Source organism: Levilactobacillus andaensis (assembly GCF_016861695.1).
Classification (GTDB): Bacteria; Bacillota; Bacilli; order Lactobacillales; family Lactobacillaceae; genus Levilactobacillus; species Levilactobacillus andaensis.
The window spans coordinates 1-23,424 of sequence record NZ_BOLP01000024.1 but is presented as its reverse complement, the minus strand read 5'-3'; the positions used below and the strand labels follow the sequence as shown (position 1 = coordinate 23,424).

General features: G+C 49.6%; 25 protein-coding genes and 1 tRNA gene. 14 read left to right on the top strand and 12 right to left on the bottom strand.

The window, feature by feature from the left end:
• Positions 1-211: 211 nt before the first annotated feature.
• Entirely contained in the window at positions 212-361 is a 150-nt protein-coding gene (locus JUF10_RS13470; protein WP_203643169.1) for a hypothetical protein, read from the bottom strand.
• A 244-nt stretch (positions 362-605) separates the two neighbouring features.
• The gene (locus tag JUF10_RS13465; RefSeq protein WP_203643167.1) at positions 606-914 is read right to left on the bottom strand and encodes a hypothetical protein; all 309 of its coding nucleotides are present in this window, start codon (positions 912-914) and stop codon (positions 606-608) included.
• A 143-nt stretch (positions 915-1,057) separates the two neighbouring features.
• On the opposite strand from JUF10_RS13465, the gene JUF10_RS13460 reads away from it, so the two are divergent.
• Positions 1,058-1,131 (top strand) — tRNA-Arg (locus tag JUF10_RS13460).
• A 129-nt stretch (positions 1,132-1,260) separates the two neighbouring features.
• On the opposite strand, the gene JUF10_RS13455 is transcribed toward JUF10_RS13460, so the two are convergent.
• On the bottom strand, positions 1,261-1,500 hold the full coding sequence (locus JUF10_RS13455) for a cytochrome b5 domain-containing protein (RefSeq protein WP_203643164.1): 240 nt from the start codon (positions 1,498-1,500) through the stop codon (positions 1,261-1,263).
• A 276-nt stretch (positions 1,501-1,776) separates the two neighbouring features.
• Here JUF10_RS13455 and JUF10_RS13450 point away from each other — a divergent pair, with 276 nt between their 5' ends.
• Together JUF10_RS13450 and JUF10_RS13445 are read left to right on the top strand one after the other, a co-directional pair.
• Positions 1,777-2,469 carry an NAD(P)H-dependent oxidoreductase gene (locus tag JUF10_RS13450; protein WP_203643162.1) on the top strand — a complete coding sequence of 231 codons (693 nt, stop codon included), beginning with the start codon at positions 1,777-1,779 and terminating at the stop codon, positions 2,467-2,469.
• On the top strand, positions 2,462-2,641 hold the full coding sequence (locus JUF10_RS13445) for a hypothetical protein (protein WP_203643158.1): 180 nt from the start codon (positions 2,462-2,464) through the stop codon (positions 2,639-2,641). The genes JUF10_RS13450 and JUF10_RS13445 overlap by 8 nt, the downstream gene beginning before the upstream one ends.
• A 53-nt stretch (positions 2,642-2,694) precedes the next feature.
• Here JUF10_RS13445 and thiD read toward each other — a convergent pair whose 3' ends face one another.
• On the bottom strand, positions 2,695-3,513 hold the full coding sequence (gene thiD / locus JUF10_RS13440; RefSeq protein WP_203643145.1) for a bifunctional hydroxymethylpyrimidine kinase/phosphomethylpyrimidine kinase: 819 nt from the start codon (positions 3,511-3,513) through the stop codon (positions 2,695-2,697).
• A gap of 559 nt (positions 3,514-4,072) precedes the next feature.
• On the opposite strand from thiD, the gene JUF10_RS13435 reads away from it, so the two are divergent.
• Positions 4,073-4,369 (top strand): hypothetical protein, encoded by a 297-nt coding sequence (locus tag JUF10_RS13435; protein WP_203643140.1) that lies wholly within the window; start codon positions 4,073-4,075, stop codon positions 4,367-4,369.
• Between the two features lie 35 nt (positions 4,370-4,404).
• On the top strand, positions 4,405-5,640 hold the full coding sequence (gene codA / locus JUF10_RS13430; protein WP_203643138.1) for a cytosine deaminase: 1,236 nt from the start codon (positions 4,405-4,407) through the stop codon (positions 5,638-5,640).
• 70 nt (positions 5,641-5,710) lie between these two features.
• Here codA and JUF10_RS13425 read toward each other — a convergent pair whose 3' ends face one another.
• The gene (locus tag JUF10_RS13425) at positions 5,711-6,178 is read right to left on the bottom strand and encodes a hypothetical protein (RefSeq protein WP_203643136.1); all 468 of its coding nucleotides are present in this window, start codon (positions 6,176-6,178) and stop codon (positions 5,711-5,713) included.
• Positions 6,179-6,453: 275 nt separating this feature from the next.
• On the opposite strand from JUF10_RS13425, the gene JUF10_RS13420 reads away from it, so the two are divergent.
• From JUF10_RS13420 to JUF10_RS13395, 6 genes are all read left to right on the top strand, one after another.
• Positions 6,454-7,305: a ribonuclease H family protein gene (locus JUF10_RS13420; protein ID WP_203643134.1), complete on the top strand. Its 852-nt coding sequence runs from the start codon at positions 6,454-6,456 to the stop codon at positions 7,303-7,305.
• Between the two features lie 118 nt (positions 7,306-7,423).
• The gene (locus tag JUF10_RS13415; RefSeq protein WP_203643123.1) at positions 7,424-7,885 is read left to right on the top strand and encodes a VOC family protein; all 462 of its coding nucleotides are present in this window, start codon (positions 7,424-7,426) and stop codon (positions 7,883-7,885) included.
• A 309-nt stretch (positions 7,886-8,194) separates the two neighbouring features.
• Positions 8,195-8,803 (top strand): sugar O-acetyltransferase, encoded by a 609-nt coding sequence (locus JUF10_RS13410; protein ID WP_203643120.1) that lies wholly within the window; start codon positions 8,195-8,197, stop codon positions 8,801-8,803.
• Between the two features lie 345 nt (positions 8,804-9,148).
• Positions 9,149-10,726: a BCCT family transporter gene (locus tag JUF10_RS13405; protein WP_203643117.1), complete on the top strand. Its 1,578-nt coding sequence runs from the start codon at positions 9,149-9,151 to the stop codon at positions 10,724-10,726.
• Between the two features lie 787 nt (positions 10,727-11,513).
• Entirely contained in the window at positions 11,514-11,987 is a 474-nt protein-coding gene (locus JUF10_RS13400) for a universal stress protein (protein WP_203643115.1), read from the top strand.
• Positions 11,988-12,074: 87 nt separating this feature from the next.
• Positions 12,075-12,752, top strand: coding sequence for an HAD-IA family hydrolase (locus JUF10_RS13395; RefSeq protein ID WP_203643113.1), 678 nt, complete (start codon positions 12,075-12,077; stop codon positions 12,750-12,752).
• On the opposite strand, the gene JUF10_RS13390 is transcribed toward JUF10_RS13395, so the two are convergent.
• On the bottom strand, positions 12,706-13,098 hold the full coding sequence (locus JUF10_RS13390) for a DUF488 domain-containing protein (RefSeq protein WP_203643111.1): 393 nt from the start codon (positions 13,096-13,098) through the stop codon (positions 12,706-12,708). The genes JUF10_RS13395 and JUF10_RS13390 overlap by 47 nt on opposite strands.
• A gap of 57 nt (positions 13,099-13,155) precedes the next feature.
• On the opposite strand from JUF10_RS13390, the gene JUF10_RS13385 reads away from it, so the two are divergent.
• Both JUF10_RS13385 and JUF10_RS13380 read left to right on the top strand, forming a co-directional pair.
• Complete coding sequence (locus JUF10_RS13385) at positions 13,156-13,785, top strand: DNA-3-methyladenine glycosylase (RefSeq protein WP_203643109.1); 630 nt, start codon at positions 13,156-13,158, stop codon at positions 13,783-13,785.
• 59 nt (positions 13,786-13,844) lie between these two features.
• Positions 13,845-14,696: a helix-turn-helix transcriptional regulator gene (locus JUF10_RS13380; RefSeq protein WP_203643107.1), complete on the top strand. Its 852-nt coding sequence runs from the start codon at positions 13,845-13,847 to the stop codon at positions 14,694-14,696.
• A 738-nt stretch (positions 14,697-15,434) separates the two neighbouring features.
• Here JUF10_RS13380 and ppsA read toward each other — a convergent pair.
• From ppsA to JUF10_RS13360, 4 genes are all read right to left on the bottom strand, one after another.
• Positions 15,435-17,846: a phosphoenolpyruvate synthase gene (gene ppsA / locus JUF10_RS13375; protein ID WP_203643105.1), complete on the bottom strand. Its 2,412-nt coding sequence runs from the start codon at positions 17,844-17,846 to the stop codon at positions 15,435-15,437.
• A 311-nt stretch (positions 17,847-18,157) separates the two neighbouring features.
• Complete coding sequence (locus JUF10_RS13370; protein WP_203643103.1) at positions 18,158-18,877, bottom strand: demethylmenaquinone methyltransferase; 720 nt, start codon at positions 18,875-18,877, stop codon at positions 18,158-18,160.
• Between the two features lie 17 nt (positions 18,878-18,894).
• The gene (map, locus tag JUF10_RS13365) at positions 18,895-19,689 is read right to left on the bottom strand and encodes a type I methionyl aminopeptidase (protein ID WP_143461449.1); all 795 of its coding nucleotides are present in this window, start codon (positions 19,687-19,689) and stop codon (positions 18,895-18,897) included.
• Between the two features lie 524 nt (positions 19,690-20,213).
• Positions 20,214-20,387 carry a hypothetical protein gene (locus tag JUF10_RS13360; RefSeq protein WP_203643101.1) on the bottom strand — a complete coding sequence of 58 codons (174 nt, stop codon included), beginning with the start codon at positions 20,385-20,387 and terminating at the stop codon, positions 20,214-20,216.
• A 206-nt stretch (positions 20,388-20,593) separates the two neighbouring features.
• Between JUF10_RS13360 and JUF10_RS13355 the strand changes: the two genes are divergently transcribed.
• Complete coding sequence (locus JUF10_RS13355) at positions 20,594-22,003, top strand: MFS transporter (protein WP_203643099.1); 1,410 nt, start codon at positions 20,594-20,596, stop codon at positions 22,001-22,003.
• Between the two features lie 309 nt (positions 22,004-22,312).
• Here the strand turns inward: JUF10_RS13355 and JUF10_RS13350 are convergent, their stop codons facing one another.
• The gene (locus JUF10_RS13350; protein WP_203643097.1) at positions 22,313-22,756 is read right to left on the bottom strand and encodes an ASCH domain-containing protein; all 444 of its coding nucleotides are present in this window, start codon (positions 22,754-22,756) and stop codon (positions 22,313-22,315) included.
• 15 nt (positions 22,757-22,771) lie between these two features.
• Positions 22,772-23,203: an ASCH domain-containing protein gene (locus JUF10_RS13345; RefSeq protein WP_203643095.1), complete on the bottom strand. Its 432-nt coding sequence runs from the start codon at positions 23,201-23,203 to the stop codon at positions 22,772-22,774.
• Positions 23,204-23,424 lie beyond the last annotated feature (221 nt).

The window sequence follows — 23,424 nt, the reverse complement described above, 5'->3', positions numbered from 1 at the left end:
TAGACTCGGTTCTTTCGAGGCTTCAAGTTGCGTTCGCACCGTTCCAGCCCATATCTGCCGGCCGGTAAGGCGAAGGGTCCCTACCAGGTTGCCTAGTTTTAGTCCCACAGTTGTTGCTAGAACGGGCATGACTGGTATTTTAGAGCTTTCAACCTTTAGTCTACAAATAAAAAAGCGTTCGGTCGCATCCGAGCGCTGAGATAGAGATAGATTAGCTTAATCGACGATCAGAATCGTTGTGGAATTTGTCGCGATTGGCGAGATGTTTGCTCTTTTGGCGAAAAGCAGCCCGATTGTTCAGGTACAATTGACTTAGTGCGGCAATCACAATAATTAGTAAAATAGCAATAACAGCATGCATAGAAATTCCCCCCATCAACTTTAGGTTACAGTTATATTATCGTAATGTTACAGGAATATTGCAAGCCTTCTGCCTGAAAAAAATAATTCTTCAGAGTATCGTAACATTTGGTGGCTGATTGGTTGATGAGCTGAAGGGTGAAAGTGATTAAATATTGCTTTCGGTTGGTGCAATGACCGGGCCTTCTTTGAAGTTAGGCAACTGAATGTTTCTTGGGGAGAAGAAATGGTCGTTGACTACGAGATCACTGGTTCTTGGTTGAGGCCTTTTCCTGTTGTTTAGAAGAAGCTTTTTTCGCCGATTCTTGTTTTTCCTTATGCTTTTTCTGTGCCTTACGAACCTGATCAGAAATCTGATTGGTGGGACTAACGGTCGCTTTACCGGACAGATTGGAGACGGGATAGGCAATAAAGAGAACAACGGCGGCGATAATTAGATATTTAATATTTTGTTTCCGCTCGCCTAGGGCCTGGGTGATTTGGAAGAAGTAATAGATCAAAGTGATGGCCGCAAAGAAGACAACAATTTCAGCTCCAATGTGAATGTAGGTCATGAGAAACGCACCCCCTGTAGTTTAGCCCAACTCTAGCTGAAAGCAGGGGGTGCGTCAACTAACCACTCCCGTAATATCTGGAATTGACACGACGCATTGGCTTCTCTATAATTAAGAGGTTGTTGGTTATCAGACCATATTAGGTCGCAATAGCTCAGCTGGATAGAGCAACGGTCTTCTAAACCGTAGGTCGAGGGTTCGAATCTCTCTTGCGACATCAATTGAATCGAGTAAACGTGCAGGCGCTAGGGTGAAGACTCTTGGCGCTTTTTATTTGTCGGATCAAAAAAGACGGTTCAAAATCGAGATAAATCGATTCTGAATCGTCTTTTGTTTAATCGTTTAGTTAGTCTTCGTACTGGCCGACAACGGGGAGCTTCTTTAAGACCTTGCGACCGTGAGGAGATTGGCCGTCGATAACACTAGTCAATTCTTGACCAGCTAGGTTACCGTGGTGTTTGCCACCGGCCCAGGCTTCAACGCCAGTAACATCGTACACAACGCCAGCAACCGCAACGTAAGCCGATTGACCGTCTTGACCGTTAAACTTCGCTAATTCTGTTTTGTTAAATACTTTTTCACTCACAAGACTCACCACCTGTTTAATTTACACCAATAGTAAACTGGATTATCTAATAACACAAGCAATTTGGTTTTCAGATGATAAATCAAATTTAAGCCTGGCGATATGACTGTGAAAGTGGTCAGACGACCAGCAGTCGTTACCACCGAAAGTTGATTGGTCGACTGCGGCGGTGCGCCGATTACCCAATTAGCGTTAACCAGACTTTACCTTCAAGCTTTCGCAGATTTTGTGATACAGTAAATGCAAGATAAAAACGACGAAGGAGTTGAGCGGGGCATGAAGACCCTAGTATTAGTTTCGCATCCGCAATTAGCTGATTCGACTAGCCAACAATTTTTGAAGGCTAGTTTGCCGAAGCAAGATGTGACTTGGGAACATTTGGAAAGTCAGGAAAGCTTCGATGTGGCGCGGGAACAAGACCAGTTGCGGCAGGCCGACCGGATTATTTTACAATTTCCTTTGTATTGGTACGCCGCGCCCGCTGGCCTAAAGCAGTGGGAAGATGATGTGCTGACCCGAACGTTTGTGTATGGTGACCACCGTTTTCCACTGGCCGATAAGGAGCTGGGAATCGTCGTGACCACGGGAATGCCCGAAAAGGCTTTTCAGCGGGGTGGCGCCGAGGGCCTCACACTGGATGCGGCCTTGTCACCGCTAGCCGCTGTGGCTGCGCGGGCACACATGCGCTGGCTACCGACCTTTCCCATTTATCAGTTCGGCTACCTTGAAGAGCCGGAAAAATTACAACTGGTCGTGGACTACCAGCGTTATCTCACGCAACCTCAGCCGGATAGTTTAGAACAGCGCCAAGCCTGGTTCACCCATAAATTGCCCGCGATGATCGATCAGCTGCCACCGGAACAGCAGGCGACTGGCCGGCTGATTCAAGCGGAATTTGAGCAACAAAAGGACGATATCGAAGCGTTGGCCGATACGTTGGCCATGATTAAGGAGCAGGAAGATGACTGAGCAAGCGGAATGGTTACACACTCAAATTGAAACGTTGGCCAGCCAACAGGCCCAGTTCACCGACCGGGCGTTTTGGCTGGCATTAGATAAGTTGGTCGCCGAACAAGATCGGCGTAATGACCAATTACAAGGCGAGGTCGACGGGCGTACTTGGCGGCCTGACCGCTGGTGAGTCTAAGTAAAAAGGCGCTGTAACTTTCGCCACAACACCTCTGATGGAAATTTTTAATAATCGCGGTCCTGAGCCGCCCAGTGATTGACGGGGCCGAACTTGTGGCCGACTTCAATGGGGCTGCCGATTGCCGTGTTGACGAACTGCTTGGCAATTTCAATAGCCCGTTTCATGGGCGTTCCCTTAGCTAATTCAGCTGTGATACATGCCGAAAGTGAGTCACCAGTACCGTTGACCCGGTCAGTTTGGTGGTAAGGTTCGCTTAACCAGAACTCCTCACCGGATTCGAGTAGGACAAAGTCGCGGACCTCGGTCTGATCGGTCTCGGCGTGGCTCCCTTTGGCAATGATGTTCTTGGCACCCATCTGTTGCATTTTGTGCGCGGCCTTAACCATATCAGCGGCGGACGTAATGTCCATTTCCGCAATTTTTTCGGACTCGTAAAAGTTTGGGGTGAGGACAGTGGCTAATGGGAGTAGCGCGGTACGTAGCGTGTTGAACGCACTCTCTTCCAAGAGCTGATTGCCGTGCTTAGTCATGATGACGGGATCAACGACTAGCGGTCCAAAGTCCGCTTTTTGATAGTTTTTTACGACATCGTTGATCAGTTCCGAGTCAGCGAGCATCCCCGTCTTGGCTGCCCGAATATGGTAGTCAGCGGCAAGGTCCGCAAATTCTTGATCAATGAAATCGGTGGGCATGGGAACGCTGGCGTGAATACCGTAAGAGTTGCCGGCCACGCAAGCGGTAATAACGGACGCCCCGTAAACTTTGCGGGCGAAAAAGGTGTGTAAATCGGCCTGCATACCGGCACTGCCATCGCTATCGGACCCGGCAATGGTGAGGGCTTGTGGATAAGAATTAACAACCATGATTCATCGAACCTCCGCTTTAACTTTAGAATAGCCTCAGCATAGCATAAGTGACTAGGCAAAGGCCAACGATAACGGGTATAAATTTCGTTATACTAACTTGCGCCCTTAAGCCATGCGGGATAAGGGATTAGCGGTGTTGGTGAATGAATTGAGATGACCTATGTATCATAATTGTTAGGACTCCTAATCAGTACTAGCGATTATAGTAAGGTTTGTTCCAAATGACGCCTAATGCCAACTATGCACTGTCACTCGCACGTTGAGATTTACTCAACTCTTGTGCTCATAGTTGATGAAATAGCGAATTCATAGTCATTATCTCACATGACCACAGAACTACAAGGTAAGCCGAGAGGCCGGCAGATATGGACTCAGGCGCGTCGTTCTGCTTAGTCGGCGATCCTGGCCGGCTTAGCAGAAGGCCAAGCTTGAAGACTCGGCTTTTTCGAGGCTTCAAGTTGTGCCCGCACCGCTCCAGCCCATATCTGCCGGCCGGTAAGGCGACGGTATCACAAGGTTGCCAATCGTACAGCCATTTCAGAGGGGGAAAGTTGCCATGAGAACAGAAGTTGTCCGGCCATTGAGTTGGTGTGTTATCGGAATTATCGCCAGCTGGGTCGCTGTGATGGGGTCGGTGGGCACGTTGTATCGTTACTTTCCCAACGAACCACTGACTTTAACGTTCGGATTAGCACTAACTGTGATAAGCTTAATAGGGATTGTTCGTTCTGCACGCCGGGGGCCATGGTGGTGTCTGATACCAACAACGGTGGTTGCGATTGCCGCTACGATTGGAATAATCACTGATAGCACGCTGTTACTGCTGGGATTGACAATCTCCGGTTTTTATTGAAAATGTTCGTTAAATCGACCAGGAGGAAAGTACGCATGTTAATTCAACAAGGACGTATTGAAAACGCCAAGCAACCACAAGATATTCGAATCGAGGATGGCAAATTTACAGCCATTGCCGACCATTTAACGCCCCAAGATAACGAAGAGGTGATCGATGCTCAGAACAAACTGATCATCCCGCCATTCGTTGATCCACATGTTCATTTGGACAGTACCATGACGGCCGGGGACCCCGAATGGAACCAATCAGGAACGTTATTTGACGGGATTCGGATCTGGTCCGAACGGAAGAAGACGTTGAGCATCGAAGACGTTAAGACGCGGGCACGGATGGCTTTGGAACGTCAAGCAGCTAACGGTATTCAATTCGTTCGGTCGCACGTGGACGTTACCGATCCTAGCTTGACGGCGCTTAAGGCTTTGATTGAGGTTCGGGATGAAGTCAAAGACTTTATTGAACTCCAATTGGTTGCGTTCCCTCAAGAAGGAATCTTATCCTTCCCTCATGGTAAAGAACTGATGGAACAGGCGGCTAAGCTGGGCGTCGACGTTATCGGGGCCATTCCTCATTTCGAATTCACCCGCGAATACAGCGTGGAATCACTCCACTTCGCCGTTGAATTGGCACAGAAGTATGGAAAACTCGTTGATGCGCACTGTGACGAAATCGACGATCCTGCTTCTCGTGGACTGGAAACGCTGGCCACGTTGGCCTTAGAAACCGGTCTGGGCGATCAGGTCACGGCCAGCCATACCACGGCGATGGGGTCATACAACAACGCTTACGCCTACAAGCTGATGCGTTTGCTGCAGATGTCCCACATCAACATGATTTCTAACCCACTGATCAATACCCACTTGGGCGGCCGTTTCGATACTTATCCTAAGCGTCGGGGCTTGACCCGGGTCAAGGAATTGAATGCTGCCGGGGTGAACGTTGCCTTTGGTGAAGACGACATTAAAGACCCTTGGTACCCAATGGGCGATGGCAACATGTTAGATTCCCTTCACATGGGGATTCACGTGACCCAAATGATGGGCTACGATGACATCATGAATTCATATCAATTCGTCACAACTCACGGCGCTAAGGCCATGCATGTGACCGACCACTACGGCATCGAAGTCGGCAAGCCAGCCAACTTGGTGATCATGAACAACGATAACTTCTACAACGCTTTGAACCAACGTTCAGAAGTGCTCTACTCCATTCACCATGGCAAGACCATCGTGAAGACGGACCCTAAGCAAGTTCACATGAATCTGTAATTGTTCAGGTAAAAATTAAGCAAACGAAAAGCGCTGCGGTAGAATTTTACCGGGGCGCTTATTTGGTCAATTATTTTTTAGCATGTGCTTTCTTGACGGCGGCTACGGTTAACGGCTTCGGCGCAGCGGGTTGTTTCTTTTCCTTGTGTTGCGCGCGGAGCTGATCCTTTAAGACCTCAATTTCGTCGGCGTGTTCGCCTTTCCAATCCTGATAAGACTTGGTGGAATCGGTGTCGCCGGGTTTTAAGCCGGTGTTTAACCAGAAGCACGCTTCAGACAGGCTAGGGAAATTGTGGATCCACAGCGTTTGGCCGTTGTCGGAGTCAAAGGCGACGTAAGACCGGAAGTGGCGCTTTAAAAAAGTATGTTTCCGAATTTTGAAAGCTTCACGCTTACGGGTTAACCGGTAGTCTGGTAAGATGTATTGACCGGAGATGGCGAGTTGTGGAAAACGTTCGTCGCGTTGTTCGTGCTGGTCTTTCAACATAGCACGGGCTTGGTCGACGGAAATAATGGTTGCACGAATCGGATTCTTCATAAAAAACCCCCTCAAAGATTGAAAAAATAAGTGAAAATGACAGTCTCCGGCCAGTATTCACACTTACTAGGTTAGCATAATCTAAAAGTTATGGAAACAATTTACCCTTTAAAATTTAGGCAATTTTGCGGTTCTGACGGTCAACTACCGAAAAAAGTTTATCTAGGGGGAATTGGGATGGTAACGGGTACACAAATGTGGTAATGGCGGATATGACCAGCACCAGGATAAAGTATGGTAAACTAGCATACATTAGTTCGAAAGCGGGGATACATTTGGCACAGAAATACTACGCAGTTCGGCGGGGCCGGCAACCGGGAATCTACCGGACTTGGCCGGAAACACAAAAACAAGTTAGTGGCTTTTCAGGTGCACAGTACAAAAGTTTTACGACGGAGGCAGGCGCGAAGGCATTCATGACGGCTAAAGCGACTAGCACGTCGAAGCCAGCGCAAAAATCAGCGACTGGGACAAGCACGCAGACAACCACCGTTGTGCCAACCATCACGGTTTATACAGATGGTGGCTCACGCAACACCGGTAACGTTGCCGGTGGTCACGTGCGGTCGGTCGACAAGGCCGCGTGGGCGTACCGGATTGAGTTGCCAGATCAGGCTGTGACCGGATCCGCTGGTGAGTTTGGGGCGACCAATAATCGCATGGAAATTATGGCTTTTCGTAACGCGTTGCAACGTTTGGTGGATTTAGGACAAACACAGACGGGAATCCAATTCGTTTTGGACTCGCAGTATGTCTTGAATGCTATCACCAAAGGTTGGCTGGCGGGGTGGAAACGCCGCGGCTGGAAACGTAGTGCCGGGCCGCTAGTTAACGCGGAACTCTGGCAGGATGTCGATCGGTTATTGCCACAATTTAGCCACTTAACCTATCAGTGGACGAAAGGCCATGCGACCAATCAAGGGAACGTCTTTGTCGACCATTTACTGAATGAAACAATGGACGGCATGCATCAGGACGCTAGTCGGCCAGTAAAGACGGTCAAACCCGCGCCAACACAGGCTTCGACGCCAGCTAGTACGCCAGAAATGAAACATCAGGCGGATACGGAGCAATCAGTGGCAGATATCGCCCAGAGTCTGCGAAACCTACCGTTCGGTGATAATTAAGGGTATAATGAGACCTAGATTTTACCTGTGGGTCAGCTAATTGGGGGGACTAGTACCCGTCAGCTAGGGGCTAGCCAAACACATCTTAAAAAATAGTAAGTAAATGGGGTACCGAATCATGCAAGCAAAATTAATTCCATATTTGGAGTTTGAAAATGCCAAAGAGGCCATTGCCTATTATCAAAGTGTCTTTGGTGCGACCGATGTTTATCGGGTTAGCCCAACAGCCACGGAGGTCGAGCAGTTTGGGTTGGAACCAACAGTGGATCTGGACCAGATGACCATGAATGGTGGCTTTCGTATCTTGGGCTTAGATGTTCAATGTGCAGATGCTTTAATGGGTCAGCCGACATCATCGACGCTGATTTCATTGATGCTTGCCGTGGACGAAGATGATAGTGCCAGTGTTAAAGCACTCGATGCGCTTTACCAACGACTGGTTAAGTCGGACGTCAAGGTCATCAGTCCCTTCTCCAAGGTAACTGGTGGCAAGATGGGGCAAATCGTTGATGCATACGGCATTACCTGGATTCTACGGGAACAAACCATGCCAACGCGGCCCACGTCAGCTGAAAGCTAGCGAGACATATATTGGAAATTAAAACGGAGGTTGTGACTGAGAATGGTCGCGACCTTTTTTAGTTTGGAAAGAAAGTATGAACTGTCTTTTTATGTTGAATAGTTAATACACTTACTTGCTTTCTTGGTGTGGACTAATGACTAAGTAAATGAGGTGCTATAACCAATCAGAGTCGGAGGCGGCCAGGGATGTAGCCAGCTGTGTCGACGATGTTAGGCGGGATTCTTTGCCGTCGCAGCGCAAATGGATGTAGCAACAGTCCGGTTTAAGCAGTGTGGTATCATGAGGGCAAGAGGAGTGATTGATGATATGGCAACAGAACGGGAAAAAATGACAGCCGGTCAGCCCTACGAACAATTCGATAAGGAACTGATCGACCGCCGCGTTTTAGCACGGAAGCAACTCAAGGCAGCCAATCAGTTGGACGACAACAAGCAGCGTAACGCCGCTTACAAGGAATTGATTGCGGACACGGGGGATGACTTCTTCGTCGAGGCCAGCTTCATGTTTGACTATGGCTGGAATATTCATATCGGGGACCATTTCTATGGTAACTACGATATGACCTTCCTGGACACCTGCCCAATCACGATTGGGGAACACTGCTATTTTGGCCCGAACATTGGCCTGTACACGCCGGTTCATCCGTTGAACGCGATGGCGCGGAACAACGATGTTGAAATGGGCGCGCCAATTACCATCGGCGATAACGCCTGGTTAGGTGGCCGCGTGACCATTTTACCCGGGGTCACCCTGGGAAATAACGTGGTCGTCGGTGCCGGCTCCGTGGTTACTAAATCTTTCGGTGATGACGTCGTGATTGCCGGCAATCCAGCACGGATTATCAAGCAGATCGACAACAGCGCTGACGGTGATCAGCAGGCCCGCGAACAATGGCCAGATAAGTTGAAAAAGTAGGGTCAAACGGCCCAAGGTCTAAATTCTAATCATATTCTTAGATTACTATGGCTATCGGCTGTGTAACCGCTTTATTTCCAGCAGAAAAAACTTATCCATCCGCAAGATTTTACTAATTAATTTGACCGCGTATAATAGACTTTGGATATCGTTTCAGAGAGATTGACAAAGGCAATTTGTATTTAACGTTTAAGCGCTGTACAGGTGGCTCGCATGACGACCCCAGCTACAGCGCTTTTTTCGTACAATCTCACCGGACATCATCCGCTGGAAGCCTGGCTTTCAGGAAACAAATGAGGAGGATTATTTATTTTAGCGCGTAAAAATATTGATAAGTTAGTATTCGTGCCAACCATCGTTTTATTTATTCTCGCGTCATTGCTATTTATCTTAGGTGGGAGTCAACTGCAAGCCACACTAAGTTCAATATTGAACTGGATTGATACTCGCATGTCATGGGCATATATGATGGTGTACGTGGTCAACTTTTTATTTTTTATGTATTTGGCATTTGGTAAGTTTGGGAAAGTCAAATTGGGCGATCCCGATGACAAGCCTCACTACAGCAACTTTCAGTGGGGGAGCATGGTGTTCGCAACGGCTATCGATGCCAGCATCCTAATGCTGTCGATCGTTGATCCGTTACGGTACTTGCAGCATCCGGCGTTTGGCTTCAAGCCATTCTCCAGCAATGCGTACAGTGCCGCTCACATGTTGGGCCAATTCAACTGGGGGCCAATGGCGTGGATGATGTTTGCGCCGGCCACGATTGCGATTGCTTACGTCTTGTACGTCAAGCATGGTAAGGTCCAACGGGTCAGCGCCGCCATCACTAGTCTTCAAGGCGATAGCAAGGGAAAAGTCGTTGCCCGTCACGTGGTTGACTTCCTGGTCGTCTTCGGCATCATGGGCGGTATCGGGTCATCTGTTGGGATGGAAATTCCGATTATCTCCAAAGTCCTCAGCCGGCTTACCGGTGTTCAAGATAATTTAATGCTAAAAATTGAACTCTTTATCATTCTGTTTATCCTGTTTGCCGTCACGGTCTTCCATGGCCTGAACGGTGGGATCAACCGCTTAAGTTCCGCTCATATTTGGACGGCGCTAGGATTATTGGCTATTATTTTAATTATCGGACCAACAGTTTACATTTTAAATTCTGAAACGAACAGTATTGGCCTGATGGCGCAGAAATTTATCGCCATGTCGACCAACACCTTGCCTAACGGTGGGGACACTACCGCTCAGCAGGAAACGATTTTCTACTGGGGCTGGTGGTTGTCCTACATGCCAGTGATGGGGCTGTTTATTGCCCGCATCTCTAAGGGCCGGACAATTCGTCAGGTCTTAGTCGGGATGTTAACGTACGGGGCCTTAGGTTGCATGAGTTTCTACGCCATCTTTGGGGGTTACTCCTTGTGGCTGCAACGGACCGGGGCCGTTAACTTGGTCCACATCTTAAATACACAGGGTCAAGCTGCCGTGGTTGCCACGGTGATTGCGACGTTGCCATTTAAGATGATCATCTTAGCCTTGTACTGTATCTCCTGCTTCATCTTCTTGGCGACGACGATTTCGTCTTCCGCCTTCATCGTCTCATCATTTACCAGTCTTAACTTGGATGATGGCGAAGAACCTAGTCGCTGGAACCGGATGATCTGGGTCGTTGTCTTCATCATCTTCTCCTTCGGGATCGTGATGGTCGGTGGCTTCAAGACCGTTCAAACGGTTTCGACGATTGCGGGGTTCCCATTGATGTTTGTCTGCATCTTGTTGCTACATTCCATTTGGCACATGTTAGCAGCCAAGCCAAAGCCAGCACCCGTTGTGGTACCACAGCCCGTGGTTATTCGCCGCATCACGGTCGAATTGCCACGTGCCGTTCGCGGGCCAATGATCTTGTCCCCAGACCACGCACGGTAATTAATTAAATCAAATAAAACCAGTACCCGCAGTCGTTATCGGTTGCGGGTACTGTTGTCTTTCGGGACTGGTTTAGGACTGGTTGAAATTGGTCGCACTGTGGCTGCCAGAGGTTCCACCTGCTGTGGGGACGCTTCAGCCTGTGGAGCGGGCTTCTCGCTCGATTTGAAGCCACACTAAAACCGTGTGTCTTCAAAGTCGCCTATGGTGTAGGCTAGCAAAGATGCCAGCCAACGCCATTACCACGGCTGGCTACACCTCTGGCCTCCTCCGGCTCTGACTGATTTTAACTGTCAGATTGATTTAGAAACAGTGACCTTCAATTCTAATTAAGCTCATGCTAATGCCAGTAATATAGTCGTTATAGCCATTGGATTTATTGCCATGGTTAAGGTTAAATTATAATTTTTCATGTCATATGACAGTGAAAAAATGCGTAGGTAACTGACCACTGTACACAAGCATTCGAGGACTCAACTGGATTCAGCAGTCAGATTGCAATCGAAGCCGGAGGAGGACAGGGATGGAGCCTGCTGTGTCGACGATGTAAGCCGGGGTTCTTTCCCGGCTTACATCGTGGGACGACCTGAGAGACACGTGGTTTTCGTGGCTTTCAGGCGAGCCGGAAGCCCGTACCACAGGCTGGAGGCGTTCCCCGTAGCAGGTGGAATCCCTGGCAGCCGCAGTGCGACCAATTACCATCAATCTACTTACTCACTTACAGTACGATTTTTAGTTTAGTTATGATACAATGAAGCCGAATCATCCATTGGAGGGAATTATATTTATGGCAGATGAAAGTACCAACGACGAAGCGACCAATCCGCTGTTTTTCCGGCGAATTTTGATTACCATCGATGAGGACGACCGGCCATCAACCAGTCGGGCGTTTCGCTTTGCACTGACTATGGCGCGCGATTATCAGGCGCACCTGGGCATTGCGTCCGTCCTGGAGAGTGATGACATTAGTATCTATGAATCACTAATGCCTACGAAATTAAATGAAAAACGTGACCACTTGCGAAACATTGTTCAAGAGTACGCAGCGAAGGCCCAGGCCTTTGGTGTCAACGATGTGCGGTCCATTATTGCCGAAGGTGGCGATGTGGACGACGTGGTTTTACAGAAGATTATTCCGGACTTTCAACCGGACTTAGTTGTCTGTGGGGCCGACGTTGATTTTGCTAGCCATGGTCATCCCGGCGCCATCGGGTTGCGGCTGGCCAAAAAGTCTGACGTTTCAGTTATTGTGATTCGCTAAACAAAAGGGGTTCTCGCTAGTTAGGCGGGAACCCTTTTGGTGTATAATATACCTTACTAAAACGGTCACGGTAAGGGGGAGTTGACGATGCAAACTAGCCCAATTCGAGGATTTTTATTCGATCTTCATGGGGTCATTGCGGACTCGTGGCAGTACCATTTGGCATCTTGGCAGGCGATTGCGGCCGAGCTGCGGGTCCCTTGGACGGCCGAATTAACGCGCGTGCTGCCTGGCATGAGCCGTCACGACTCGCTCATAACGATTCTATCTTCCGTGGATCGCCAAAATGAGTTCAGTGAAGAGCAATTGTTAGCCATTACTGACCATGAAAACGAGTTATACCGCCAGTTTGTCGCACAAATGACGCCGGCAAACCGGTTACCCGGGATCACCGCTTTTCTCAACGAGCTGCTGGCCACTGACTATCCGGTGGCACTTGCCTCAGCTTCGACGAACGCGCCAGCCGAAATTGCCCGACTGGGATTAAGCCATGTCTTCACCAAGATTGTTGCGGCCGAAGACCTGCGCGCCAGTAAGCCGGCGCCAGATGTCTATCTCGCGGCCGCTAAGTTGATCGATCAAGCCCCGCAACGGTGTGTGGCCTTAGAGGATACCGTGACTGGTGTGCAAGCAGCCACGGCTGCCGGTTGCCTGACGATTGGTATCAATGTTAAGCCGTTACCCGGTGCAGACGCGATGTTGGCAAAAACGGACGATCTCAGTCTTGCAGCCGTTCAGCGGGTACTCGGTCTGCCAGTCGTTTAAGCAGAAAATCCTTTAAGACGACAGCTTGGTTGTGGGTCTCGTCCTTAGCGCCGTAGAGCAAGATAACGTCTTGGTCGGGTAACTGGCCCGCCAGCAGGTCTAAGAAGTCTGAGAGGGCCGGATTAGCCTGTAATTCGGCCAGGTAGCGTTGTTGAAACTCCGGAAACTTTTCGGGTTCGTGATTAAACCATTTGCGGAGGTCGGTCGAGGGACCAATCTCTTTTTCCCACGTGGCGAGTTGCGCGTTGACTTTAGAAATCCCACGGGGCCATAAGCGGTCGACTAGAACACGATAACCGTTGAGATCAGCGGGTTTCGTGTAAATTCGTTCGCATTTGATTGCCATAAAAGATCATCTCCATGGGTCCATTTTAGCATAGCCGTTTCAGAGGGGAGTTTTATCATGCAGAAGACAATTGGCGATTTCTATACGGGTCGACCAACTGAACAAATTGCTCAGGAACTATTGGGCCACGAGTTGGTTTACGACACGCCAGCGGGCATCATGAGCGGGTGGATCGTTGAGGCCGAGGCCTATCTTGGCGAACAGGACACGGCAGCCCATGCGTTTAATGGGCGGTATACGGCGGCCAACGCAGCCCTGTATGATGCGCCGGGGACGATTTACATTTATATTTTACGGGGATACTACATGTTCGACGTGGCGACCCAACTGGAAGGCACGCCGCAAGGAATCCTGATTCGCGGCATCGAACCGCATCAGGGGTTGGACCTCATGCAGCAGAATCGCGACAAGCCCATTCCGGACGTGACCAATGGCCCGGGGAAGCTGATGGCGGCGTTGGGGATTCAGTCCAAGGACTTGAACCGAACGATGTTGGGCGAGAATAAATTGACGATTACCCCTAATATCACGCGGCGGCCCAGACATATTGCGGCGACCTCTCGTGTGGGGGTGAGCGCCGGCAGTTGGCAGGATCGTCCGCTGCGCTACACGGTGGCGGGCAACCCATTTGTCTCCGGCAGTCGGAAGCGCGACTGGGATCGCGAAAATCATGGCTGGCAGGACTAGTCGTCAGTCGTTTGGATTGTTATAATAGGCGCATAATGGTTAAGGGATGGCTAATTTAAATGAATGTTGATATCTTTATCGAAACGCGAAAGCGACTCCATCTGTCGCAGGACCAGCTGGCCCGGGGAATCTGTACGCAGGCGACCTTGAGCAAATTCGAACGAAACGGCAAGGTGCCGTCGTTAAAAATTTTACTGCAACTCTGTGACCGGTTGGAACTGACCTTAAACGATCTCTTCCCATTGAATCATGATGAGGATTCTGTACGCTCAAAAGCGCTGGAACAAGCAGAGTTTCAATTGTTACAGGGGGAGTACGACCAAGTTAAAGATAGCTTGCAACAGCTGGGGGACCCGACGAACGGGACCGTCAACTTTCAAATGCGCTTTTACTTTATCCGCGGTTATCTGACCGCGCTCAATGGTGGGACGATTGCGGATGCCCTCTATGATTTTTCACAAATTTTAAACCGTTTTGACGAAGGGCACCACTCGATGTATTCGACGCTGGCTTACACGGGGATGGGAATCGCCTATAGCAATCATGGCGATGATGACCGTGCAACGTTTTACTTCAACAAGGTGGCTGGTGAAGCACGGGAGCTGAGCTTTAAGAACCGGCATAACGTTTGGCGGGCTTTGAACGTCGTCTACTATACCGGGTGCTTCTATGGCAAGATCAATGACTTGGAAACCAGCAACGACCTGCTGACATACGGCGTTAAGGTCTGTGCGCAATACCATGTGACCTACTATCTAGCGCGCATTCTCTACCAACGAGCAACTAACCGACGAGATCAGCACGCTGATCCCGCCGCCATTCGGCAGGATCTACAGGATGCGGCGGCCTTTGCACGGTTAAATGATAACCAGAAATTATTGCGGCAAATTGAGGCCTTTTCTTTGGCCTAATGGCAACGCCCATGAACGGTTTGTGGAATGTTTGAATTGAAAAATAATATAAATTACAGACGGCTAGTGGGGGATACTTGCCATTAGATTAAATTGGTCGCACTACGGCTGCCAGGGATTCCGCCTGCTGTGAGGACGCTTCAGACTGGGAGAACACCAGTCTTCTCGCTCGCTTTTAAGCCGCGAAAAACGCGCGTCTTAAAAGTCGCCCATGGTCTAGGCTAGCAAGGACGCCAGCCTAGACCATTACCACGGCTGGCTGCATCCCTGACCTCCTCCGGCTCAGGTTGTGTTCTATTACAACAACTGCTGAGAATCTTGCGGACTCAATATCTTTGGTTCAACTGATAACGATTTTACGCTCATCTTCCTAGTCGACAGAAAGTCGCTGTGTAAGCCGAGAGGCCGCCAGATATGGGCTCAGGCGCGTCGTTCTGCTTAGTTGACGGTGATCTCCCGTCGACTTAGCAGAAGACCAAGCTTGAAGACTCGGCACTTGCGAGGCTTCAAGTTGTGTCCGCACCGTTCCAGCCCATATCTGGCGGCCGGTAAGGCGAAGGATGGACTAAGTTGCCTAATTTTCACGGTAACATCCTTGTTATATCGGGCTTAAACATTATTTGGATACTTTCAACCTTTAGTAACGTTAATCGAAAAGAACCAAAAAAGCTCGTGGCCATGGAAATGGTCCGAGCTTTTCTAGTTCTCTAGTGAATCGTCTAAGAGAAGGTTTTTAGATTACCATTCATAATCGGTTGGGTCTTGTAACCCATTCCCCGTCGCCTTGTCCAACATAATTCTTTGTTCGAAGTGGGCAACGTTACGCTTGGTTTCTTTGACCATGTCTGGGTTAACAGAGACGTAGTCGATCCCGCTTTGAATCAAGAAGTTAGTGAAGTCTGGGAATTCTGAAGGTGCTTGGCCACAGATGGAAACGGTCCGGCCATCCTTGTGGGCAGTCTTGATCAGGTGCCGGATAGCCCGTTTAACGGCAAGATTACGTTCGTCAAACAGTGGTGACACGGTATCGTTGTTCCGGTCACAGCCGAGCAGCAACATGGTTAAGTCATTGGAGCCAATGGAGTAACCATCGACGAATTCATTGAATTTGTCAGCCAAGATAATGTTTGAAGGAATTTCAGCCATCATGTAGACCTTGAAGTCGGCATTTCTAACTAATCCTTGTTCCTTCATGATCTCGGTGATCTTTTGGGCTTCCTCAACTTTACGAACGAACGGAATCATCACGTTCAAGTTCTTCAGGCCAAAGTCGTTGCGGACCTTCTTAACGGCTTCCAATTCGAGCTTGAAGGCTTCGATATATTTCGGATCGTAGTAACGAGAAGCTCCACGCCAACCTAATAAGTCGGCTGGTTCGTTCGGTTCATACTTTTCGCCACCCTTAAGGTTACGGTATTCGCTGGACTTGAAGTCGGAAAGACGAAGAACAACGGGGCGAGGGGCCATTGCCCGAGCAACCTTAGATACACCTTCGGCCAGCATGTCGACAACTTTTTCTGGATGACCTTGTTCGATCAAGTACAGTGGGTGTTCGTGAATAAATGAGGTCCAGATGAACTCTTCACGCATCAGCCCAATACCATCTGCTGGCAGGGTTGAATACTTGTCGGCCAGATCAGGGTCACCTAAGTTCATCATGACACCGGTTGCAGTTGGGGCAAAGGTTTCTGCCGCAACGACTTGTCCGCCAGCTTGGTTCTCGGCACCCGGCTTCTTAAGCAGCGCTTCAACTTTACCGTTGTAGACGATCCCGTTCTTAGCATCAACGGTGACGATATCGCCGTCTTTCATGGCATCGGTTGCGGCGTTACCCTTGCTCCCAGTCCCAACGATACATGGAATCTGCATTTCACGAGAGACAATGGCAGCGTGACAAGTCATCCCACCATTATTCGTCACAATGGCAGCGGCCTTCTTCATGGCTGGAACCCAGTCAGGAGAAGTCATTAACGTTACCAGGATTTCGCCCTTCTTAAATTGATCGATATCCTTAGGGTCGTCGATGACGTGAACAACACCACTAGCAACACCAGGGCTGGCTGGCAAACCACGAACAACAGCTTTAGCATCTGATTCTGCAACCACGTTATCATCTCCAGTATCAGTGTCGGTATCGGAACCATTTTCCTTTTTCTTTTGTGACCAGAAGGTTTCTGGACGAGCTTGCACGATCCAAAGGCGGTTGGTGTTAACGTCCAGCGCGTATTCCATATCCATGTAGCAGCCGTAGTGCTCTTCGATCTTCCTAGCATAGCCGGCCAACTCGGTGACTTGTTCATCCGTAATGACTTGTTTGTCCTGTAACTCTTCAGGAACCGCTTCTTCGACAGTCCCGCCGTCAGGACCACGCATTAACTGAATGGTTTGTTTAACCACGTTCCTGTCAACGATCTTCAAGGATTTCTTATCAATGACAAAGTGGTTAGGGGTGACTTTGCCTAAAACAATATATTCACCCAAACCACGAATCCCATCGATCACGATCTTGGAGTCATCACCGTTGGAAACATCGACTGAGAACATGATCCCTGAAGCCTTGGAGAAGACCATCATTTGAACAGCTGCCGACAAAGCTACTTTTTCATATGGGAATTGTTGCTTGTAACGGTAGTAGGTGGCACGGTCAGTAAATAGTGATGAGTAGCATCTTTGAACACGGTCAACTACATCATCTGCGCCTTTAATATTTAGATAGGATTCCTGTTGACCTGCGAATGAGGCATCCGGCAAGTCTTCGGCCGTGGCAGAAGAACGAATCGCCACGAAAGGATTTTCTTGACCCATTTTTTCTGATAAATCGGCGTAAGCTTTTTTAATATCAGCGGCCAAATCATCTGGCATCTTGGCGCCAACGATCAGATCACGAATCTGCGTACATGCTTGGTGCAGTTCGTCTGAGTTCTCGTAGTCCTTAATGCCATTAAGTAATGTGCTAACTTTGTCATTCAATCCAGTTGCTTGCATAAAGTATCGGTATGCACTTGCCGTAGTCGCGAACCCATAAGGGACTGGTAGATCCATTGAAGAAGTCATTTCTCCTAATGAAGAAGACTTACCACCAACTAGGCTAACATCCTCACGATGTAATTCATTGAACCACAAGACGTTTGCTATGTCACGTGTGCTCATAAAAATTGCCTCCTTTAAATGCGAAAGGGAAAGAAATAAATAGCTATGATAGCGCTTACAGCTACAGCTTTATTGTATGCTTCTTGTGAATAAAGTTCAATATACATCTGTAAAATAGGGGGCAGATATTTTTAATTATATTTTGTAAATGGGCATTGTGAATGAGTACGTGGAGGTAGTGGCAGGCTGATTGTCACGGTCTTCTGCGTCGAAGTAGGTGTGCTAGACCGGCCTTAAATTGTCATTAAAAAGAGTTCCCATCCCGCAACTGATGAGTTGCGGAGTGGGAACTCCTGCTATTTAGGATTTAATTAGTAAGGTTTGGTTCCAAAGTGGACGGCCGCTGCCCCGAGATTGAACTGGGTGTAGTGGACCTTGGCGAGACCAGCCTTGCGAAACATCGTGGCCAGTTCGTCGACCGATACGAAGCGGTGCGTGGACTGCTGCAGGTAGTTGTAGGCCTGGTAATGGTGCGCCACCACGCGGCCCATCAATGGAACCACATGACCAAAGTATAGCTGCCAGCCGGCATGCACAATCGGATTCGTCGGTTGCGATGTTTCCAAGCAGACCACCTGGCCGCCAGGCTTGACGACGCGCGCCATTTCCCGGAGAACCTGGTTGGCGTCCGGAACGTTGCGCAGGCCAAAGCCAATCGTCACCACGTTAAAGCTGTTGTCTGGGTAGGGCAGGTGCATGGCGTCTCCCTGACGCAGCGTGACGCGGTCTTCACGGTTTGCTACGCGGACCTTCGCTGTGGCCTGGGTCAACATGACCGGGCTAAAGTCCAGGCCGACCACGTGACCTGCGGGACCAACGGCGTCAGCCAAAGCCAACGTCCAGTCACCCGTGCCACAGCACAAGTCCAGGGCAAAGTCGCCCGGTTTGATGGTCATGGTCTGCATCACTTTTTTTCGCCAGATGCGGTGTGTGCCCAAGCTGATCACGCTGTTCATTTGGTCATATTGGGGGGCAATGTGGTCAAAAATCTGTTGGACCTTGTCCTCCGGGGTATGATTCGTCAGTGCCATGCGCAGACCCTCCTAGATTAGAGTAAGTATTTAGCGTCGATGTCGGGATCTTGTGACGTTAAGATCTTGGGACCATCGTCGGTGATGACCAAGGTGTGCTCGTATTGTGCGGACAGTGACCCGTCAGCCGTGACGTAGTATTCCCAAGACTTGTCGTCGGTTTCCCGTGAAGCGATTTCCCAAGTCCCCAGGTTGATCATGGGTTCGATGGTGATGGTCATGCCGGCACGCAAACGCAGGCCGCGACCCGCTTCACCGTAGTTCGGCACGTTTGGTTGTTCGTGCATGGTGGGTTGAATCCCATGGCCGATCAATTCACGGACATCGCCCATGTGTTCTTGGCCTTCAGTGTAGGCTTGGATGGCGTGACCAATGTCACCGATCCGGTTGCCAACAACGGCTTGATCGATTCCCAAGTAGAGGGACTTCTTGGTGACGTCCATCAAATGTTGGGCTTCTGGACTGATCTTACCAACGGCGTAAGTCCAGCAAGAGTCACTTTCAAAGCCGTCCAAGTTGACGGTCATGTCGACAGCGACAATGTCGCCTTCCTTTAATAACAATTCCTTACGAGGAATGGCGTGGGCCACTTCATCGTTAACACTGACACAAGTAGCGTATTTGTAGCCTTCGAATCCTTTTTCGGATGGGGTAGCGCCGTGTTCAGCAATGTATTTGTTGGCAAAGCGTTCGATTTCCCAAGTTGAGATACCGGGCTTGATGATGTCCCGTAAGCCAACGTGCACACCGGCCAGAACGGCACCGGATGCAGCCATTTTTTCAATTTCACGATCTGATTTAAGTGTAATCAACGTGTTGCCTCCTCTAAAATTATCGTACTCTTCTAATTTACACCAATTCTGCCATTTCGGCGACTCGTCCTCGGTAAAAATTGTTTGGTGGGGGGCGTCGGCGGCTGGTGGGTACTCCACCCGGTGAGGCAGACCTGAAGCCAAAGAGCGGTCTTCAGGGCAACCTTGAGCCTCATGGAGCGAGTCTCAAAGTTGGCCAGTTCTCTAAGGCCGGGAAAATCATCCGGTCTAAGAGAACTTCCACGGGGTTCCGTACCCACCAGCCGCCGACTTGGCCACATAACGTTTTTCACTGGCATGTCGCCAATGGCTTTGGTGTTAGTTGTGAATGTTAGATTTTTGCTTGGATATTGTGCTGACTGTGCCGCTTACAATCGGTAGTAGATCACGCCGACCATATCTGAACTAGGTCGTCACGGGGCTTGAACCAATTCAGACAGTGTCCGTCAGTTTGTGTGTCAAGACAGCTATTGCCAGTTGTAATAGAATAGGCCCCGCAGATTTGCTCCACAGCGCCCGAGTTGCTAAGCCTTTAGACTGGTGATCTTACCGTCGTTGACTTGGTCTAAGATTCGTTTGGCTTCGGTGATGCGTGCGTCACACAAGAAATGCATGGCGTTGTCCTTTTCTTCCTCGGCCCGTTCCATTTGTTCCTTTAGAAAATTGATTTCATCCGTTAAATATGCGACTAAATCCATGTTTTACCCTCAATTCCTTGCGTAGTCCGCTGGGTTGGTAAGGTTACCAACTGCCAATTAGTACCATTGTACCAGAGATTTACAGAGAAGTAACTTGATTGCATAAGGCGATAACGGCCCAATCATTTTACAGGACTTCCGAAAAGGACTAGAATAGGTTCCAGTTAATAATGTTTCTAAAGTAGGCATAAGGGAGTGGGAATTTCATGCAGGAAGCAATTGATTTAAACGGGCGGCCTTACAGTCACCTGGCCTTTATTTGGACGTTACTCGCCGGGACCTTTACCATGTCGATCAGCCAATCATCGCTGTCGACGGCGTACCCGACCTTGATGCATTACTTCAACATCCCCGCGTCGACCGTTCAGTGGTTGACGACGGGCTTCATGCTGGTCATGGTGGTCATGATGCCAGTCAGTCCGTGGCTGCTCAATAACATTCGCATTCCGGTATTATTTATTAGCGTGCTCGCGTTATTTGACGTCGGTACCTTCATTATTTACTTGGCGACCAGCTTTCCGTTGATGATGTTGGGGCGGGTCATGGAAGCCATGGCGGTCGGCATCATGTTTCCTTCGTATCAAACGGTCATGCTGCGGATCACGCCGGAAGCCCAGCGGGGAAGTGTGATGGGCTTTGCCGGTCTGGTCATGGGGTCGGCGTTAGCGGTCGGTCCAATTATTTCTGGAATTGTTCTAAAATACACCACGTGGCAGGGTCTGTTTGTAGTCTTCATGCTGATCATTACGGTCGTCTTCGTGATCTCACTGAAAACGATTAAAGACGTGATGCCCCAACACAAGGCACATTTGGACTACTGGTCCGTTCTCAGCAGTTTAGGCTTCATCGGCATTCTGTACGTGGTCAATCAAATTGGTAAGGCCGCGGTCAACTGGGGGGCCATGGGTGGCTTGTTGGTCGTTAGTCTGTTGGCGGTCGTGTTCTTCGTTTGGCGGCAGTTTCAGGTGGAAACGCCACTACTGGACTTACGGGTCCTAAAGACGTTTAATTTCGACCTGGCCGTTCTTTTGACCGGGACGTCTTACATCGCCTTGATCGTGGTCACCATTGTTTTCCCACTGTACTATCAAGAAGTGTTGGGCATCTCGCCGTTCGCTTCTGGGATGGCACTGGTTCCCGGCGCGGTGGTCTTGAGCTTGCTGAACCCGTTGACTGGTAAATTGGCCGACAAAATTGGGTTCAAGGCGACCATGTTGACCGGGATGTCGATGATTGTACTCGGCTGGTTATGGTTGACGCTGGTCAGTGGGAAGCAGTCTTTGATCGCCATGGTCCTGATTGCGGCCCTGATCGAAGGGGGCAATGCCTTCGTCATGATGCCAGCCGTCACGTTGGGGGCCAACTCGTTACCCGACCAACTGATCTCGCACGGGACGGCGGTGATCACGACCGTTCGGCAAATTCTGGGTTCGACCGGGGTTGCGGTCGCCACGCTGATTTTAGCCGCCGTTACGGCCAGTCACGTGAAGGTCGAGTCTGCGACCGTGGCCAATTTGGCCGGTTACCGCTCGGTCTTTGCGACGTTTTTGGCGGTGGCGGTTGTGGGGTGGATCTTTGCCGCCCTTCTCCGCGACGGCCGCAAGACCAAGGTTTAGTCGGTCGCGTTTCCGTGGTCGTCTTCGGCGGACGACCACGCCACCCTGTGGGGTAGACCTGAAGACAAAGTACGGTCTTCAGGGCGACTTTGAGCCTCCAAGAGCGAGTCTCAAAGCTCGACCCGTAGTCTAAGGCCGAGAAGTTCGCTCGGTCTTAGACTACCGACACAGGGTTCTGTGCCCGTCCGCCTGCGACTGGATAGCAGTACCGAAATCCTTGGGTGCTAAATCTGATTTTAACTAAATTTGTAACTCAAAGGGACTTGTTTAACCGTCATTAATTTGGCAGTTAAACAAGTCCCTTTTTAGTTAGTCAACGCGCTCAAAGACTTCACAGAGACAGGGAATCTGTTCGTTAAATTCGCGGTGGCATTGCTGATAAAATGAGCTGAAAACTTTGCGGTGCACGTCTCGCCAGTAAGCAAGAGTGCGGTCGCCTTCACCCTCGTGGTAGGCGTGCTCGGCGGAGACTTGGTCGAAGGGGATGGTCTCGACGACTTTGGTCTGGGTCACGCAGACTGGGTGATTGCTACCGTCGAGAATGACGTTGTATTCGCCAACAAATGGGAAAGCTTCCTCCGGTGTGTAGAGGTCTTTGGCCGAGGTCGTCGCCGTTTTCTGGCCCCTTTTGATGAGTAACGCTAATTGGTCGGCGAAAGCGTCCGTGCTCCCCATGCCGTAAGCGTCGTAGTGATCCGTGGTGACTTCGGGGTGGGTCGCCTTAAAATGTTGCCAAAATTCTTCAACTGTCATTATAATTCTCCTTAGTTAGTCAACGCGCTCAAAGACTTCACAGAGACAGGAAATCTGTTCGTTAAATTCGCGGTTGCATTGCTGATAAAATGAGCTGAAAACTCTGCGGTGCACGTCTCGCCAGTAGGCCAGGGTGCGGTCGCCTTCGCCTTCGTGGTAGGCGTGTTCGGCGGAGACTTGGTCGAACGGGATGGTCTCGACGACTTTGGTCTGGGTCACGCACACGGGCTGGTTCTGACTGTCTAAAATGATACTGTATTCGCCAACTTGGGGCCGAGCATCGTTTTCGTCGTAGAGGTCCAGAGCGGAAGTGGTGGCCGTCTTGCGACCGATTTTGACCAAATGGGCCAGCGCATCGGCGTCAACGAAAGCATAGGCGTCATAGTCGTTGGTCGTGACCTCTGGATGACTGTTTTTAAACTGTTGCCAAAATTCTTCAACTGTCATATGAATATCCTCCTGATACTGATTTAGCTTGAGATTAAGTCTATGCCAGTAGTTGGTGGAAAACAAGACACTAAAAATACCGACAACCTCTTAAATCGAGATGTCGGTATTTGATTTAGTTACGTACTAAAGGTTGAAAGTATTCAAATACTGTTTAAGCCCGGTATAACAAAGATATTACCGTAAAAATTAGGCAACTCAGTCCATCCTTCGCCTTACCG

What these genes read in the sequence shown, in the direction of transcription:
- JUF10_RS13470 (WP_203643169.1), bottom strand. Translation starts at nt 361, where the DNA reads ATGCATGCTGTTATTGCTATTTTACTAATTATTGTGATTGCCGCACTA.
- JUF10_RS13465 (WP_203643167.1), bottom strand. Translation starts at nt 914, where the DNA reads ATGACCTACATTCACATTGGAGCTGAAATTGTTGTCTTCTTTGCGGCC.
- JUF10_RS13450 (WP_203643162.1), top strand. Translation starts at nt 1,777, where the DNA reads ATGAAGACCCTAGTATTAGTTTCGCATCCGCAATTAGCTGATTCGACT.
- JUF10_RS13445 (WP_203643158.1), top strand. Translation starts at nt 2,462, where the DNA reads ATGACTGAGCAAGCGGAATGGTTACACACTCAAATTGAAACGTTGGCC.
- thiD (WP_203643145.1), bottom strand. Translation starts at nt 3,513, where the DNA reads ATGGTTGTTAATTCTTATCCACAAGCCCTCACCATTGCCGGGTCCGAT.
- JUF10_RS13435 (WP_203643140.1), top strand. Translation starts at nt 4,073, where the DNA reads ATGAGAACAGAAGTTGTCCGGCCATTGAGTTGGTGTGTTATCGGAATT.
- codA (WP_203643138.1), top strand. Translation starts at nt 4,405, where the DNA reads ATGTTAATTCAACAAGGACGTATTGAAAACGCCAAGCAACCACAAGAT.
- JUF10_RS13425 (WP_203643136.1), bottom strand. Translation starts at nt 6,178, where the DNA reads ATGAAGAATCCGATTCGTGCAACCATTATTTCCGTCGACCAAGCCCGT.
- JUF10_RS13415 (WP_203643123.1), top strand. Translation starts at nt 7,424, where the DNA reads ATGCAAGCAAAATTAATTCCATATTTGGAGTTTGAAAATGCCAAAGAG.
- JUF10_RS13410 (WP_203643120.1), top strand. Translation starts at nt 8,195, where the DNA reads ATGGCAACAGAACGGGAAAAAATGACAGCCGGTCAGCCCTACGAACAA.
- JUF10_RS13400 (WP_203643115.1), top strand. Translation starts at nt 11,514, where the DNA reads ATGGCAGATGAAAGTACCAACGACGAAGCGACCAATCCGCTGTTTTTC.
- JUF10_RS13395 (WP_203643113.1), top strand. Translation starts at nt 12,075, where the DNA reads ATGCAAACTAGCCCAATTCGAGGATTTTTATTCGATCTTCATGGGGTC.
- JUF10_RS13390 (WP_203643111.1), bottom strand. Translation starts at nt 13,098, where the DNA reads ATGGCAATCAAATGCGAACGAATTTACACGAAACCCGCTGATCTCAAC.
- JUF10_RS13385 (WP_203643109.1), top strand. Translation starts at nt 13,156, where the DNA reads ATGCAGAAGACAATTGGCGATTTCTATACGGGTCGACCAACTGAACAA.
- JUF10_RS13380 (WP_203643107.1), top strand. Translation starts at nt 13,845, where the DNA reads ATGAATGTTGATATCTTTATCGAAACGCGAAAGCGACTCCATCTGTCG.
- ppsA (WP_203643105.1), bottom strand. Translation starts at nt 17,846, where the DNA reads ATGAGCACACGTGACATAGCAAACGTCTTGTGGTTCAATGAATTACAT.
- JUF10_RS13370 (WP_203643103.1), bottom strand. Translation starts at nt 18,877, where the DNA reads ATGGCACTGACGAATCATACCCCGGAGGACAAGGTCCAACAGATTTTT.
- JUF10_RS13360 (WP_203643101.1), bottom strand. Translation starts at nt 20,387, where the DNA reads ATGGATTTAGTCGCATATTTAACGGATGAAATCAATTTTCTAAAGGAA.
- JUF10_RS13355 (WP_203643099.1), top strand. Translation starts at nt 20,594, where the DNA reads ATGCAGGAAGCAATTGATTTAAACGGGCGGCCTTACAGTCACCTGGCC.
- JUF10_RS13350 (WP_203643097.1), bottom strand. Translation starts at nt 22,756, where the DNA reads ATGACAGTTGAAGAATTTTGGCAACATTTTAAGGCGACCCACCCCGAA.
- JUF10_RS13345 (WP_203643095.1), bottom strand. Translation starts at nt 23,203, where the DNA reads ATGACAGTTGAAGAATTTTGGCAACAGTTTAAAAACAGTCATCCAGAG.